Annotated in this window: 13 protein-coding genes; 2 read left to right on the top strand and 11 right to left on the bottom strand. The window is 60.2% G+C overall.

Going from position 1 to position 12,914, the window contains the following annotated elements; translation table 11 throughout:
- From AC50YA_RS06130 to AC50YA_RS06095, 8 genes are all read right to left on the bottom strand, one after another.
- Entirely contained in the window at positions 1 to 1,485 is a 1,485-nt protein-coding gene (locus AC50YA_RS06130; RefSeq protein WP_494981451.1) for a TadA family conjugal transfer-associated ATPase, read from the bottom strand.
- Positions 1,482 to 2,687 carry a CpaE/TadZ family protein gene (locus AC50YA_RS06125; RefSeq protein WP_494981450.1) on the bottom strand — a complete coding sequence of 402 codons (1,206 nt, stop codon included), beginning with the start codon at positions 2,685 to 2,687 and terminating at the stop codon, positions 1,482 to 1,484. The genes AC50YA_RS06130 and AC50YA_RS06125 overlap by 4 nt, the downstream gene beginning before the upstream one ends.
- Positions 2,684 to 3,370 (bottom strand): Flp pilus assembly protein CpaB, encoded by a 687-nt coding sequence (cpaB, locus tag AC50YA_RS06120; RefSeq protein WP_494981449.1) that lies wholly within the window; start codon positions 3,368 to 3,370, stop codon positions 2,684 to 2,686. Before cpaB ends, AC50YA_RS06125 begins: the two co-directional genes overlap by 4 nt.
- Positions 3,371 to 3,490: 120 nt before the next feature.
- Entirely contained in the window at positions 3,491 to 4,510 is a 1,020-nt protein-coding gene (locus AC50YA_RS06115) for a pilus assembly protein TadG-related protein (protein WP_494981448.1), read from the bottom strand.
- The gene (locus AC50YA_RS06110; RefSeq protein WP_494981447.1) at positions 4,498 to 4,947 is read right to left on the bottom strand and encodes a TadE family protein; all 450 of its coding nucleotides are present in this window, start codon (positions 4,945 to 4,947) and stop codon (positions 4,498 to 4,500) included. Before AC50YA_RS06110 ends, AC50YA_RS06115 begins: the two co-directional genes overlap by 13 nt.
- Before the next feature lie 19 nt (positions 4,948 to 4,966).
- The gene (locus tag AC50YA_RS06105; RefSeq protein WP_494981446.1) at positions 4,967 to 5,167 is read right to left on the bottom strand and encodes a Flp family type IVb pilin; all 201 of its coding nucleotides are present in this window, start codon (positions 5,165 to 5,167) and stop codon (positions 4,967 to 4,969) included.
- A gap of 148 nt (positions 5,168 to 5,315) precedes the next feature.
- Complete coding sequence (locus tag AC50YA_RS06100) at positions 5,316 to 5,516, bottom strand: Flp family type IVb pilin (RefSeq protein ID WP_111906599.1); 201 nt, start codon at positions 5,514 to 5,516, stop codon at positions 5,316 to 5,318.
- Between the two features lie 267 nt (positions 5,517 to 5,783).
- Positions 5,784 to 6,449 carry a prepilin peptidase gene (locus tag AC50YA_RS06095; protein WP_494981445.1) on the bottom strand — a complete coding sequence of 222 codons (666 nt, stop codon included), beginning with the start codon at positions 6,447 to 6,449 and terminating at the stop codon, positions 5,784 to 5,786.
- 297 nt (positions 6,450 to 6,746) lie between these two features.
- Here AC50YA_RS06095 and rplM point away from each other — a divergent pair, with 297 nt between their 5' ends.
- Both rplM and rpsI read left to right on the top strand, forming a co-directional pair.
- Positions 6,747 to 7,190, top strand: coding sequence for a 50S ribosomal protein L13 (gene rplM / locus AC50YA_RS06090; protein WP_058931751.1), 444 nt, complete (start codon positions 6,747 to 6,749; stop codon positions 7,188 to 7,190).
- 38 nt (positions 7,191 to 7,228) lie between these two features.
- The gene (rpsI, locus tag AC50YA_RS06085) at positions 7,229 to 7,735 is read left to right on the top strand and encodes a 30S ribosomal protein S9 (protein WP_056344277.1); all 507 of its coding nucleotides are present in this window, start codon (positions 7,229 to 7,231) and stop codon (positions 7,733 to 7,735) included.
- A gap of 133 nt (positions 7,736 to 7,868) precedes the next feature.
- Here the strand turns inward: rpsI and AC50YA_RS06080 are convergent, their stop codons facing one another.
- Genes AC50YA_RS06080 through AC50YA_RS06070 form a run of 3 tightly spaced genes read right to left on the bottom strand, consistent with a single transcriptional unit; the run spans position 7,869 to position 12,857 of the window.
- Positions 7,869 to 9,767 (bottom strand): ArnT family glycosyltransferase, encoded by a 1,899-nt coding sequence (locus tag AC50YA_RS06080; protein ID WP_494981444.1) that lies wholly within the window; start codon positions 9,765 to 9,767, stop codon positions 7,869 to 7,871.
- A complete protein-coding gene (locus AC50YA_RS06075; RefSeq protein WP_494981443.1) occupies positions 9,739 to 11,622 on the bottom strand; it encodes a glycosyltransferase family 39 protein in 1,884 nt (627 codons plus the stop codon). Before AC50YA_RS06075 ends, AC50YA_RS06080 begins: the two co-directional genes overlap by 29 nt.
- Positions 11,619 to 12,857: a bifunctional glycosyltransferase family 2/GtrA family protein gene (locus AC50YA_RS06070; RefSeq protein WP_494981442.1), complete on the bottom strand. Its 1,239-nt coding sequence runs from the start codon at positions 12,855 to 12,857 to the stop codon at positions 11,619 to 11,621. Before AC50YA_RS06070 ends, AC50YA_RS06075 begins: the two co-directional genes overlap by 4 nt.
- Positions 12,858 to 12,914 lie beyond the last annotated feature (57 nt).

Genomic DNA, 12,914 nt, shown 5'->3' with positions numbered 1-12,914 from the left:
CTACCGACCCCTTACCGGCTGGGCCCCGAAAACGTGGGGTGAGATCTTGATACCAAGCTCGACGAACCTGTCCGTGAACCGCGGCCTCACACCGGTGGGGACCGGCTTGCCGAGGAAGCGGCCGTTGGCGTCCACTCCGGCGGAGTAGTCGAACACGAAGGCGTCCTGCAGGGTGACGATTTCACCCTCCATTCCCTGGACCTCCGTGATGTGCGTAACACGGCGGGTTCCGTCCCGGAGCCTTGAGATGTGCACGATGAGGTTCACTGCGGAAGCCACCTGTTCACGGACTGCCCGGAGAGGGATATCCATGCCAGCCATCAGTACCAGGGTCTCCAGACGTGCGATGGCGTCCCTGGGCGAGTTGGCATGGACGGTGGAAAGTGATCCGTCGTGGCCGGTGTTCATGGCCTGCAGCATGTCCAGACATTCACCGCCACGGACTTCGCCCACGACTATGCGGTCAGGACGCATTCGGAGCGAGTTCCGGACGAGGTCCCGGATGGCAACTTCGCCTTTGCCTTCGATGTTTGGCGGCCGGCTCTCCAACCTCACTACGTGGTCCTGCTGCAGTTGGAGCTCAACCGCGTCCTCAATCGTCACGATGCGGTCCGAATCCGGAATGAAGGAAGATAGGGCATTGAGCAAAGTGGTTTTGCCAGTGCCCGTACCTCCGGAGACGATGATGTTCATGCGCGCCAGGACACATGCCTGGAGCAGCTCAGCCATGTCCGGGGAAAGACTGCCGTACGCGATCAGTTTCTGGACAGTCAATGCATCGCGCCCGAATTTTCGGATGGTGAGCGCGGGTCCGTTTACCGCCAACGGAGGAATGATCGCGTTGACACGGGAACCGTCTGCCAGCCGGGCATCAACGAGCGGCGATGATTCGTCGATTCGACGTCCAACCTTGGAAACAATCCGTTCAATGACGCGGCGCAGAGCATCGTCTGATGCGAACTTCGTGTCTGTCATGAAGAGCTTGCCGTCGCGTTCCACATACACCTGGTCAAAGCGGTTCACCATGACTTCGGTGACGGAGGGGTCGTCGAGAAACCGCTGGATTGGGCCGTGGCCCAGCACGTCGTCGATGATCTCGCGGATCAGCCTCTGACGTTCCGTCGATGACAACGGGACTTGTTCCTCGTCGACGACGATCTTGAGTTCGTCCTTCACATATTGATGGAGTTCTGTCTCCTCAAGTGAAGAGTCAGTGATACGCGCGCCGAGGCGTTCGTAAAGCGCCTGGCTGGCGCGCTCCTTGAGGGCGCTGAGCGCGCCGCTGGCAACCGCCGCCGTCTGCGTCAGTTCAACCTGGTCCACGGCATTGGCGGTCTCTGCCGTCTTTGCCTCGTGGATGCGGCCAAGCGTCACTGGCTCAGCGGGGCCTGCCGAAGCTGTGAACGGGTTCGGCGGTATCGCTTTAACGAGGGCTGCTTGTGGTTCCGTGCCGCGCACTTTCTCGAGCCTGCGTGAGAGGTTCACTGGACTACCGCCCTTCGGTGCAATTTCTTATGAGGTCTGGCTTCCCAATTGGGTTTGAAACGGTCTACGAGCTGCCGGAGTCCTTTTGCCGCGGGGTCCCGGCCGCCGTCCTGAAGGACCGGAACACCCTTGTTGGTGGAGAATGGAAGGCTTCGTGACCGCGGCAGCACTACATCGACCGGCGCCCCGATAGTTGCTTCCACGTCCTGCAGCGTCAAGCCTGTGCGGCGGTCGGCCATGTTCAGCACCACGTGCCGGCGTTCAGGCAGGAGATTCAGTTCGGCGAGGATCTGGCTGCCGGTGCGGAGGCCTCGGATACTTGGGATGTCCATCCCGCAGATCCACACTGCATCCGAGGCCAGATCCAGGGTTGCAAGAACGTGTTCGCCCAGCCCTGGGGCAGTGTCAACCACTACGTACTGGAATTCCTGTCGCAATTGGCTCAGGAGGTGGCTCACGTTCTCACCCGTGATCCGATCCATTTCCACAGGATTCTTCGGCGCGCAGAGGGCATAAATCCCCGCCGAGTGCACGCTGAGGTAGGTCTTGAGGACCATGGAGTCCTGGCTGGCGGCACCCACCACTGCATCAGTGATGGTGTACTCCGGTTCCAGCATGAGGCCACTGGCAACATCGCCAAACTGGAGGTCGAGATCCACAATCACTACGCCCATGGGGGCGAATTGGCCTAAGCCGACGGCGATGTTGGTCGCAACGGTGGTCTTGCCCACGCCACCTTTCGGGGAGATGACGGCTATGATGCGTCCGCCCTCGGCGTGTTCGCTGTGTTCGGAGCTGCTGGGCGCAAGACCGCGACGTCGGCCAGCAGCTGCGAGGCTTGCCCGCTCCACGATGATGCGAATGTGATCCGCGTCAGCTGAGGGGTCGAGGAGGTCCCGTACACCGGCCCGCATGGCCTGGATGGCGATATCGGAGGATTCGCCAGCAACCAGGATCATGCTTATCTCCGGGTACTGGAGATCCATAACGGACGCAAACTTCAGGGAGTCGTCCTCCGGCAATCCTGGACCGAGGATGAAGACTTCCGGAGGCTCACCCAGGAGCTGTTTGAGGACTTCCCCGGGACCTTGCGGAAGATAGTCGGCCTGGAAGTACTGCAAGGAGCCCGGCATGCCGGCAGTAGCCATCCGGACGCGCCGTTCGAAATCGGAATTCGGTGTGATTAAGACAAAGCGGCTCATCGGAACACCTTCGTCTTATCCACGACACCGGTGTTTCCTTCGCTGGCTTCAGATGGTTCCTCGGACAGGTAGATCTTGCCGAATTCCACTGCGTAAACCAGACGCTCAGCTTCGACTGAGTTGCGGGCGACCGTAATGAGGTAGGTGCCGTCGCTTTGACTGTTCTTATCGGAATTCAGCGAGCCCTCGGATTGGTTTCCCTGTGCTGCATCCGGCTGTGCTGCGGTGCCGTTGCTGAACTGAGCCGCCGTGACCAGGACCTTGTGGAAGGTGAGCTGCGTGCCTGCCGACTGGGTTGACGTGTCGCCTGAACCGTTGGTGGAGGTCTCCTGCAGGGATATGAAGATGCCGACCGTGTCGCCTGCGGTGATCTTGCCCCCAACCACGCGCTCGATGGGCAGTTTGATCGAGATTTCCTGCATCCCGTCAGGTACCGCGACCCTTGAGGGCCCCAGGAACGAATCCGCATCCACCATCCGGCTGTTGAGCAGTTGCTCACCCGGGACCAACGAAACGGCGGTAACCTTAGTACCTAGTTCCGCAACGTCAGTGACTGTGCCTTCTGTGAGGGTGGACTTTGGGAGCGGTTTTTTGGCAACGGAGTCGCCGAGTTCGCTGCCGGGAGTACCGGCGGGGATGGCTTTCTGAACCACGTAGACCTCAGTGGTCTCCGTGCCTGCCATTGCCCGTTGATCTGCGCTTTGAACATATGTAATGAGAAGGACTGTGCCGATTATTGCAACGAGTAGCGCGGCGATGCCTCCCAGTAGGCGTGTTTTCAATTTCTCCCCTAAGATAAATGCTTACTTGATCAGCCCGATGACAATGACGTTGCCAGTGGGTGTGGTTGAGCCTCCGGTGAAGAGGCCCGGATCTGCGGAATACCCTACAAAGGTTCCGTAAACGCCTTTCTGACTCCCGGAGAAGACGCTGGTCGGGTCATACTTGGCCTGACCGGTAAAGTTCCAAGCCTGGATCTTGAATCCGGCCCACTTCTCGATGTAGTACTGGACGCTGCTGCCAATGCACGAGCCGAACTGTGCTGCAGGCATTCCCTTGCAGGTGTACTTGTACACCGGAAGGGCGACGGTCGAATTGGCAAGCGTGGGATTAATGGACGGGTTGAAGAGGTCCATGCAACCATTGGGAACTGCCCCGCCTGCGCTGGTGTAGCTCCACTGCCCAACTTCTGCGGTCACCTTGCAACCTACGTTTCCATCAGGGTTCAGCCAGGCGAAACCGCCGGGAATGATCTGGTTTGACGGGTTGAGTCCGTTGCAGTCCTGGGCGCCACCACCTCCTCCTTGCGTGAGGATCTTGTGGGGGAGGCCGTCATCCTTGAACTCGCAAGCTGCGAAGACCAAGGGGAGTACCGAAATGCCTTTGGTCGGATACAGCCACTTGGCGGTTGCGGTGGCGCCCACCGTAGCTGGCGGAGCATTCAGCACATTCGCGAACATCTTGGTGAGGAACCCGGCGTTCGTGGTGCCGTCCTTCGTAGAGGTGGTGACTGTCACTTGGCCGGCCACTGAAAGGTCTACGGACTGAACTGTCGACTTGGTGTCGTTGGAGTTGCTGTTGGCGAGCGCAGCCGCCAGGGCCTCCGCGTCGGTCTGAGTGCAGCCGCCCGCGTCTTTGCAAAGATCCATTCCGGCCAAGGCGCCGGCATCAGCAGCGTTCTGGAGCTGGGCCCGCTCGGCATAGATCTGCCCGACATCGACTGCCAGGGCGCCTGCCCCGATCATTGCCAGCATCATGAGCGCCACCAGGACGCCGGCCGCTCCACGTTCTGGCGATCCAGGGTCGGTCACTATCCGCCGCATCGCATGGCTCCTACTCCGGTAAGTGTCACAGAACTTCCAAACACCCCGGTCAGTGTTGTCGAGGTGTAGGTGATGGTTACTTTCATGTTGGTATTCGGGGTGCAAGCAGCGGGTGCAAATGCATAGCCGAAAGACCCAGTAAGGCCGGGAGCCCCGGCCACTGCCGCAGCCTTTGCCTCCGTTTGGTTGTTCTTGACGGCCATCGTGCGGGCTGCCTCGCGGGCCGCCTGCGTTACCGAGATCTGGGCGTTGTAGGCGTGAGCGAACTCGACGATTCCGGTGATCAGAGCCAGCAGCAGAGGCGCAACCAAGGCGAACTCGACGGCGACGGCGCCACGGCTCCTGTTGTCCGTGCTTTCCTTGCAGGTCTTCTTCAACGGATCCCCCGAGGTGGTTGGGTCTTGGGAGTATGCCGCGCCTACTGCGAGGAGCGGCATACTCCTGGGTAGTGTTCTGCTACCAGGTGCCCACACGGGACGCCAGCGTCGAGAACCAGTCGTTCAGCGCGTTTCCAAAGAGGGTGACGCCGGCGATGATAAGCAGGGCAATGAAAGCCACGAGGAGTGAATACTCCGTAGCCGTTGCACCCTTCTCAGAAGTGAAGCGGTCCTTGACTCCGGTAACGAAGGCCAAGAAGGAGACCATAAGAGAAGTCATTGTGAATTTCCTTAATGTGGGTGGAGCTCTTCATGTATGAGCTGAAGGCCTATACCGCCCCATGCGGCGATCCAGGGCTTCGCGTGGTGACCTCCGAAAGGTGCCGCGCCCTCAATGAACCGGCGCGGCACACGTCGCGGAGCGTCATCTACCAGGTGCCTACCCGTGATGCGAGGGTTGAGAACCAGGCGTTGAGTGCGTTGCCGAAGAGGGTGACGCCGGCGATGATGAGCAGTGCGATGAACGCAACGAGGAGTGAGTACTCCGTAGCCGTTGCACCCTTCTCAGAAGTGAAGCGGTCCTTGACTCCAGAAACAAAGGCAAGAACGGAGACCATGAGTGCAGTCATTTTGGATTCCTTAATTCGGTGAAATTGATGTGGATTATTTCAGCGAATTTCCAGCGGCCCCCATAATCCCTTAGCTGCTGGACTTTCGCTAGCTAAAGAATTGCACCGCGGCGCAGGGGCAACAATGCGTGGTGGTACTCGACTTTTTGCTGGCTATTGTTCGGGAGTACTCGACGACCGATTTCGAGTACTCAGTTTTTGGCTTGTGTCAGTATTTGGGGCGGTGCGTTGTGGTCCGCCCGGGAGCATCCCGGAGTCCGGGTCAGCTCAACCTGAGACGAGGGAGAGTGCAACTGTCGCTGCAAGCATTGATGGGCCGAAGGCCACTTCTGTCGGCTTATTGGCCCGCTTCAACCTCAACATAAGGGCGGACGCAATTCCTCCAAGGATGAAGCCAAGCAGTCCGCCGTAGAGCAAGTGGCTCCAGCCCAAGTACCCCAAGTAGAGGCCGACCGGGCCCGCCAGCTTTACGTCTCCCATACCAATGCCTTGAGGAGAGATTAGGGCCAGAATCAGGTAGATGACGAACAGGATTGCTCCGCCGGCAACGGCTCGAACGACGTCGCTCCAGGGTTCCCCAGCAATCGTTGATGCCGAAAGGAGAATGAGGCCGCCGAATAGAAGGGCCAATACCAGCTGATTCGGCAGCAGATGAAGTGAAATATCAATTCGTGCCAGCTGGATTCCCAAAATAGCGAGAAGCACAAATGCTGGCAGTTGCGGGACATTTCCGAACCGGAGGGCAAAGGCTATGCAAGCCGCGGCGGTGACAGCCGCCGTCGTAAGCCGGACCCGGGTGGCAGGCAGTCCGCCATTCCGGGGGAGGAGCCTGGCAATGGCCAGCTCGGCCAGAGGTGCAAGGATGAATCCCAGGAGTCCGATGACCGCCACAAACAGTGGCTCGGAGGTGCCGGCATTGCCCAAAGAAATCACTGAGTCCCCTTGCGTGCATCAGGCCGGCGGGTGGCGACGGAGCGTCCGGCTACCCCATTTTGACCCTGAGGCCCGGTTCAAGCTAGCATTGGTAGTCGTTGTGCGTGTCCTTTCTCGATGATGCGTGCCCGCTTGAGAATCCGGTTGCAGGATAACTACTCAACGAGCACATTCGGGACCTCAGGATGACTGGTTACATGGAGCCCTCACCTCTGTTCCGGTAGCGCATAGATAGTAGGTGCACACGCTTGAGTGACACCTAAACAAGAACGCCAGAACAAGAACGAGGCAAAAACCGTGCGTACGTACACCCCGAAGCCCGGCGATATCAACCGCCAGTGGCACGTCATTGACGCCACAGACGTTGTCCTTGGTCGTCTCGCGAGCCAGACCGCAATCCTGCTGCGCGGCAAGCACAAGGCCACCTTTGCGTCCCACATGGACATGGGCGACTTCGTCATCATCATCAACGCTGAAAAGGTAGCCCTGACCGGCGCCAAGCTGGAGCAGAAGCGCGCATACCGCCACTCCGGTTACCCGGGCGGCCTGACCTCCGTCAACTACGCGGAACTCCTGGAGTCCAACCCGGTCCGCGCCGTTGAGAAGGCCATCAAGGGCATGCTCCCCAAGAACTCCCTCGCTGCACAGCAGCTGGGCAAGCTGAAAGTGTACCGCGGTGCAGAGCACCCGCACGCCGCCCAGCAGCCCAAGACGTTCGAAATTTCCCAGGTCGCCCAGTAGTCCTGGCCACCAAACAACTTATCTATACAAGGAGAATCGTGGCTCAGAACGAAGAGACCACCGAGGCCGTTGTGGCTGAGGAAAACCCGACCAGCTACACCTCGGAGAGCGGTCCTGCAGAAGCAGAAGCGCCGAAGAAGGAACGCCCGGCACTGACCGTTGCCGGCGCCGCAGTTGGCCGCCGCAAGGAAGCTGTTGCCCGCGTGCGCATCGTCCCCGGCACCGGCAAGTGGACCATCAACGGCCGCGCGCTGGACAACTACTTCCCGAACAAGCTGCACCAGCAGGACGTCAACGAGCCCTTCAAGATCCTCGATCTTGACGGCGCCTACGACGTCATCGCCCGCATCCACGGTGGCGGCATCTCCGGCCAGGCCGGTGCCCTGCGCCTCGGCATCGCCCGTTCACTGAACGAGATCGACACCGAGAACAACCGCGCCACCCTGAAGAAGGCCGGTTACCTGCGCCGTGACGCACGCGTCATCGAGCGTAAGAAGGCCGGTCTCAAGAAGGCCCGTAAGGCTCAGCAGTACTCCAAGCGCTAAACTCGCTTACACAGAAGCCCGTCCCGCCATTGGCGGGGCGGGCTTTTTGGTTAGTGACGTCAGCGCCCTCTTGCGGCCAATAGACGAGGGCGGCAAAAGCGCCCGGTTAGCGCACCGGTGTCCGTGCAAGCGTCTAGCCGGTCAGGTCATAGACGGTAACGCCCTCGATCTGCTCTGACGCAAAAGTATCTGCGACCCAGTTATGAATCGCGAGGAGTTCGGGGCTATTTGCCGGAACCTTCAGCTGTTCGGGCTGCTCCACCACGTAGCAAACCCGACCCGATCGGGCCAGTTCTTTGAACTGCTCAAGGGTTGGGCTGGGGTCCAATGCAGCGAACCCTCCGAGGGGCATAACAGGACGGCCAACCTCCAGCTGAAAACGGGCAGCAGTTTGCCCCGGATATGTTGCTGCGACCCAGGTGCATCCGGGCGAAGCGTTCTTGAGATACTCCGAAAGGATCGGACCGGGAGTAGCCCCTATGGCCAGCCCTGTGGCCCACGCAGGGTCACCATTTTTGACGCCGTCCAGGAAGCGGCTGATGGTGCCAGGACTCCGGGAGAGACCCCCTGAAAGGGGGTTTGAGCCCTTCTGTGGAATGGCCAGCGTCATCATCGAACAGACAAGCGGTCCCACAAGCAGGCTTCCGATTGCCAGCCATGAGGCCGCCGGCTCTATCCACTTGATGGGGGCCGGCACGGACAGCGCGGCTCCGGTCAGCAGACCCGCCATGAGCAGGGCCGTTCCCAGGCCCTCCGGATAGGAAGAACTTAATTGCCACATCGCATGGGAGAAGAGCGAGCTCAACACCACAGCTGCCGAGATCCCGATCCGCCGTGGCATCGACTTAACGGACGAAATGACCAGCTCGGTGCCAAGGCCAATGCAAAGTGCCATGGGCGCCGCGAGCGAAGCCGTGTAGTAGGAGTGGACGCTGTTGCCCATGAAACTGAGCACTAAGTAGGTCGTGATCATCCAGGTCACGGAAGCCAGCGCGAATATCGATTTGCTGCGGCTGTATCTGCGCCGTACCACCTGGGCCACAACGAAGGCACAAACGATCAAGGCAGGCAGCAGGAGCCAGCCGCACTCCTGTCCATAGTTCGAGTTGAACAAGCGGAACATACCCGCGTCGGTATCAATGCTGCGGAATTCCTGAGGGGTCAGCGCTGCGGAGGGATCTTCAACGCGTTGGACGATACGATCGATTCCGTTATAACCAAGAGTCAGCTCGAGCATGCTGTTCGTCGTGGAACCGCCGACATACGGACGGGAAACGGGGGGACTGAGGTCGACAGCAAGAGGCCACGACAAGGATCCACCGGCCAAAACCGCGCCTGCCGCAACGAGTGAGAGAATCCTGGTCCGCCAAGACTTCTGCGCGTAGAGGCAGAATACCAAGGCTATGGCAGGCAATACGAGGAACGCTTGAAGCTGTTTCGCGAGAAACCCAAAGACCAGAAAACAGGCGGCGAGGTACAGAAACCTTGCCCGGCCGGTCTCTGTGGCCCGAATACCTGTATAGAGCGCTGAAAGCATAAGCAGCACCATCAGGGGATCGGGGTTGTTATAGCGGGCCAGCAGTACGGTGATGGGCGTGCTCGCGAAGGCAGCAGCGGAAACGAGGGCAGCCGGAGCAGGCAGCTGCCGCCGCACCAGATGATAGATCAACAGGGTGCTCCCCATTGTCATTGCCGCCTGAGGAAGCAAAAGAGCCCAGGTGTTAAGGCCAAAGAGCCGGACGGACAATCCCATGACCCACAAGCTCAATGGTGGCTTGTCCACCGTTATGGAGTTGCCCCAGTCCGATGATCCAAAGAAAAATGAGACAGGGTCATGCTGGCCAGCCTGCACTGCCGCCGAGTAATACGCGTTGGCCCAGCCGTTCGCGGCCAATCCCCAGACAAAGAGGAATGACGCTGCGAGCACTATGCCGAGGAGCGTTATTGTTTCCCACAACGGACGGCGGACCGCCGAGGGATGGTCGCCCGAGTGGGCTGGGCCTTCAACGCCTAAGATCGTAGATTCGGACACTGTCGACGTTCTCCCCCTCGAAGTTGGACTGAACCCACTCGGTTATGGCAGTTGCGTCCTTTCCCAGCGGTACTCCGTCCACGATCGGCTGTTGCCAGATGAAGTAGGCAATCGTCCGCGCTTCAACCAACGCCTTGAACTGATCGAAGGTTGGCGCCGGATCTTCACCCAGCCACCCTCCCAGCGCGATCACTGGCCTTTGCGAGGCAAGCTGGTACTGGGCTGCGTTTTGCGCAGTGTAGGTGGCCGCCGCCCATTGGACGCCGTTGGAGGCTCTCAGCAGCGGTGTAACTTCGGCTGAGGGCTCAACCCCAAATCCGAGGTGGCGAGAAAGCTGCGGGTCCCCGCGGCGAGCGGCTTCCAGATGGGCTGATAGTGCCTCGGGGTTGTTTCCCACCGGACCCGAGAGCGGATTGGTGCCCGCCTGGGGTCGCGTCAGGGTGATGATGTCCGTTGCCACAGGTGCCATCACGAGTGCGAGTGTTACAACGGAGAGGGCCGCAAGCTTTGGGAGTGGCGCGCTCGCCCAAAGCCACGCTCCTCCGGCAAGGATGGTCGCGCAGGCCATCGCGACGGGCCAGAATCCCCAATCGTCGCTGTATTGGAAGATCCGGAACCCAATGTAGCCAGTCCCGACCACCAGGACGGCGCCGATCATTCGGGGGACCAACCTCTGCCTCTGGTTCCACAGCAGGTGGATTCCGGAAGGCACCACAATCGCCACGGGAGCCGCGATGGAAAAGATGTAGTAGGTGTGCGTCATGGTGCCCATGAAACTCAGGACCCCGTACACCGAAACCAGCCATACGACACCCACGATCCTCAGGCCTGATTCGTGCCTGCCGCTGCCGGACTGCCGCCAGAGCACGACCAAGGCGAGGGCACAGATCAAGGCCGTAAAGAGCAGCCAGGCCCCTTCGGGCGCAAAATTGGCGTTGAAAAGCCGGCCCAGACCGCCGTCGTAATTGGGCTCAAATGCGGCGGGGGAGACGGATGTCCCGGGCTGGGGAGCTGTGCTGAATCGGAGGAAACGCGCCAGGCCGTTGTAATCAATGGTGAGCTCAATGACGCTGTTCGACGCAGACCCGCCCACATACGGCCGGTTCCCGGCTGGCGTCAGTTCCACCACGGCCATCCACCAGCCGCCGCTGACCACCAGTGCGGTGAGCGCGCCCAGCAGCTTGAGGAGGCGTGAACGCAAGGCGCCGGCCCCAAAAAGGAGTACGGCCAGCACCAGCGCGGGGATGGGGAGGAATGCCTGGATCTGCTTGGCCATGAATCCCAGGCCCAGCGCGGTTCCTGCGAGCAGGTACCAGGGCCAGCGGTTGTCTTCTACTGCACGAATAACGAAGTAGGCGGCGGCCACGGTCAGGAGTCCCATGAGAGGCTCTGGGTTGTTGAACCGTGACATGAGCACCACAACGGGTGTTGTGGCATAGATCAGGCCGCCCAGCAGTGCCGGGGCGGCTGGGTGGCTGCGCCGGATGACCTTATAGATGAGCCAGGTGGTGGCTATGCCCATGAGAGCCTGGGGCACCAAAATGGCCCAGGAGTTGAGCCCGAAGAGCCGCACAGAGAGTGACATGATCCAGACGCTGAGCGGTGGCTTGTCGATGGTGATCAGGTTGCCGGCGTCGAGGGATCCGAAGAAGAAGGCCTTCCAGTCCTGGGATCCGGCCTGGGCGGCAGCCGAGTAGTAGGGGTTTGCCCACCCGTTGCGGTCCAGGCCCCACAGGAATGACGCGGCGGTGCCCGCGAGGAGGACAACCAGTCCGATCCTTTCCCACGGCACTTGCCTGCGGGCAGCATGGACGCCGTGGGGAGCCGTGGTCCTGCTCGCCTCCGCGACACTCAACGGACGGACTCTCCAGCGGGCCGCAGCGCAAGGACCGCTGACCGTTCGTCACTGAGGCGGACCCTGAAGACCCAGATCCGGAGAAGTACGAACCGCATCAAGGTTGCGAAGATGTTGGCCGCAGTCAGCGTGAGCAGTTCCATGCTCGGCGTTGCGTCCAGGTTTACCGAATGCAGCACTAACAGCGACGACGACGTTATGGCCCAGGCCAGCAGGAAGACGATCAAGCCTTGGAATTGCTGTGTGAAGAGTTTCTCCGGGCCGCTAATACCGAAGGTAAACCTGCGGTTGGCCGCAGTGTTGCCGACAGCAGTCAGGAGCAAGGCCAGGAAGTTGGCCTGTTGCGCCCCGAACGGGCCCTGAAGAACCAGGTAGAGCAGTGCGAAAGCGAGCGTCGAAACGGCTCCCACAAGGCCGAAGCGGATGACCTGGCCAAAGAAGCTTGGCCGTCCGGGCGGGACGATCGGGCGCCGTCCAAGCTCGGCATAGATGGCCTGAACGGGAATCGATCCCTTGACCAGCGAACCCGCCACACGGACCATGCCGCGGATGTCGTCCAAGGCCGTCTGCTTAATGTCCACGCGGCTGTCGGGGTCATCCACCCAATCGACCGGAATTTCGTGGATGCGCAGCCCGGAACGCTCGGCGATAATCAGCAGCTCGGTATCAAAGAACCAGCCGTTATCTTCAACATGCGGAAGCAATCGACGCGCTACATCCGCGCGAATTGCCTTGAATCCGCACTGAGCATCGGAAAAGCGGACCTGCATGGTCCGGCGAAGCAGGAAATTATAGGAGCGGGAAATGAATTCCCGCTTCGGACCTCGGCTCACGCGGGAGCTTTGCCCGAGCCGTGTGCCAATGGAAATATCCGAGTGCCCGGACAACAGCGGTGCCACCAATGGCGGCAGCGCAGCAAGGTCAGTGGACAGATCAACATCCAGGTAGGCGAGGACTTTAGCCTCCGAAGCTCCCCATGCGTCCCGGAGAGCGTACCCCCGTCCTTTTACTTCCAGTCGGCGGTACTCCACGTTGGGCAGATGCTCGCTGAGCCCAGCTGCAATCACCGGAGTCTTGTCAGTGCTTGCATTGTCCGCAATGGTGATTTTCCACGTCGAAGGCATTTCGAGCGTCAGATATTCGGCGAGCCTTATGATGCTGTTTTCGAGTACCGCTTCCTCATTGAAAACCGGTACCACAATTTCGAGCGCCAAGCCCCCATAGCTAGGTGTCATGCATCGAATAGTAGGGGTGGCCAAAGACCGATGGCGAGGCTTTTTGCCAAAGACGAG

It is taken from the genome of Pseudarthrobacter sp. RHLT3-21 (genome assembly GCF_059383495.1).
The sequence above is the reverse complement of the archived record's forward strand: the minus strand, read 5'-3'. Positions and strand labels throughout refer to the sequence as shown.

Bases quoted from the DNA above. Each gene is read 5' to 3' on its own strand.
- cpaB (WP_494981449.1), bottom strand. From the start codon at position 3,370: ATGGCAGGCACGGAGACCACTGAGGTCTACGTGGTTCAGAAAGCCATC.
- AC50YA_RS06105 (WP_494981446.1), bottom strand. From the start codon at position 5,167: ATGACTTCTCTTATGGTCTCCTTCTTGGCCTTCGTTACCGGAGTCAAG.
- AC50YA_RS06110 (WP_494981447.1), bottom strand. From the start codon at position 4,947: ATGCCGCTCCTCGCAGTAGGCGCGGCATACTCCCAAGACCCAACCACC.
- AC50YA_RS06125 (WP_494981450.1), bottom strand. From the start codon at position 2,687: ATGAGCCGCTTTGTCTTAATCACACCGAATTCCGATTTCGAACGGCGC.
- AC50YA_RS06070 (WP_494981442.1), bottom strand. From the start codon at position 12,857: ATGACACCTAGCTATGGGGGCTTGGCGCTCGAAATTGTGGTACCGGTT.
- AC50YA_RS06115 (WP_494981448.1), bottom strand. From the start codon at position 4,510: ATGCGGCGGATAGTGACCGACCCTGGATCGCCAGAACGTGGAGCGGCC.
- AC50YA_RS06100 (WP_111906599.1), bottom strand. From the start codon at position 5,516: ATGACTGCACTCATGGTCTCCGTTCTTGCCTTTGTTTCTGGAGTCAAG.